This is a genomic window from Endozoicomonas sp. SESOKO3 (assembly GCF_024606255.1).
Genome location: NZ_JAHHPR010000271.1, coordinates 1 through 1,265 on the forward strand (window position 1 = coordinate 1; position 1,265 = coordinate 1,265).

Below are 1,265 nucleotides of genomic sequence, written 5' to 3' on the forward strand. Positions count from 1 at the left end.
GGTAAAGAAATGTTATGCATTTTCTACGCCAATTTTGATTAAAGTGACTTCGGTTATGAATCGGGTTAAGGTGAAGAAAGATTTTCATAGTTAGAAGGAAAAACAGTGAATTTCTGCAGTGAATGTGGTGCTAAGGTCCGTAAGAAGATCCCCTGTGGCGATAACCGATTACGTGATGTTTGTGACGACTGTGGCAAAATTCACTATCAAAATCCGCTAATCGTCGCAGGTTGTCTGCCGGTCTACGAAGGTAAAGTGCTCCTCTGCAAACGCGCTATCGAACCGCGCAGGGGGTACTGGACTTTCTCACCAATCCGGACAATCTACAGTTTCACCATTGGAGTATGAACGAAAAAACCTACTCCATGCCCTCGTATCAATACGGTGAATATCTGATTTGGGGGTTGACCGCCATAATGCTGGTAGAATTTCTGAACGTGGGATTGAACACCACCATTCCACTGGATGCACCTCAGTTTCATGCCAGCCACAGCCACCCGCAAAATCGCTAACCCTCGGGCTGGCGAAAACCAAAATTCATTCAGCGAAATTAATCATTCAAGTTAAGCAGTGAAAATCTTCACTGCTTTTACCCGGTTGTCCTTGACCTGCATAATCTCAAACCGGTAGCCACCTATCTTGAGACAAACACTGGATTCCGGAATAAACTCCATCATCTCGGTGATCAAACCGTTGATCGTCCTTGCATCCTCAGTGGGCAACTTCCAACCCAGAGAACGGTTAATATCTCTTACAGAGGCCGAACCATCAATGATGTAGCTACCGTCTTCCTGAGGGGTAATATCTTGACTGGAGTCGGATACATCGGTGGTAAAATCACCCACAATTTCTTCCAGGATATCTTCCAGCGTCACCAGGCCAAGAATATCGCCATATTCATCGACCACCAGTGCGACACGCTCTTTAGATTTCTGAAAATTAAACAGCTGAGTATGCAGGGGAGTACTTTCGGGTACATAGTATGGCTCCTTTCCTGCCTCTTTTATTTTGACGCCCCTGCTGAAACTCTTCTATCCCATGGTAGTGGTTTTAAACTGGGTCTGTGGCTTCCTGCTGAGGCCTTTTGGTATTAAACCCGGCCAGGCTGCGGAAGATCAGTTGAACGCTGAAGAGTTGCGTACCATTGTGACCGACCCCGGTATGTTGTTGCCGCAGAAAAGACGGGGAATGTTGCTGGGTATTCTGGATCTGGAGAATGTCCGGGTTGACGATATCATGGTACCCCGAAATGAAATTTTCGGGAT

The 1,265-nt window shown here is 46.4% G+C and carries 2 protein-coding genes and 2 pseudogenes; 3 read left to right on the forward strand and 1 reads right to left on the reverse strand.

Features of this window, described 5'->3' with window-relative positions; genetic code table 11:
* Positions 1-105 precede the first annotated feature (105 nt).
* Together KDK18_RS04875 and KDK18_RS04880 are read left to right on the forward strand one after the other, a co-directional pair.
* Positions 106-303: pseudogene (locus KDK18_RS04875) on the forward strand (zinc ribbon domain-containing protein); the annotation flags it as partial.
* A gap of 41 nt (positions 304-344) precedes the next feature.
* Positions 345-512, forward strand: coding sequence for a hypothetical protein (locus KDK18_RS04880; protein WP_257253609.1), 168 nt, complete (start codon positions 345-347; stop codon positions 510-512).
* Between the two features lie 51 nt (positions 513-563).
* Here KDK18_RS04880 and KDK18_RS04885 read toward each other — a convergent pair whose 3' ends face one another.
* Positions 564-1,007: a transporter associated domain-containing protein gene (locus tag KDK18_RS04885; protein ID WP_373691147.1), complete on the reverse strand. Its 444-nt coding sequence runs from the start codon at positions 1,005-1,007 to the stop codon at positions 564-566.
* A 1-nt stretch (position 1,008) separates the two neighbouring features.
* On the opposite strand from KDK18_RS04885, the pseudogene KDK18_RS04890 reads away from it, so the two are divergent.
* A pseudogene (locus KDK18_RS04890) lies at positions 1,009-1,265 on the forward strand (magnesium/cobalt efflux protein); the annotation flags it as partial.

Coding starts and splice junctions, on each gene's coding strand:
- KDK18_RS04880 (WP_257253609.1), top strand. CDS start 345: ATGAACGAAAAAACCTACTCCATGCCCTCGTATCAATACGGTGAATAT.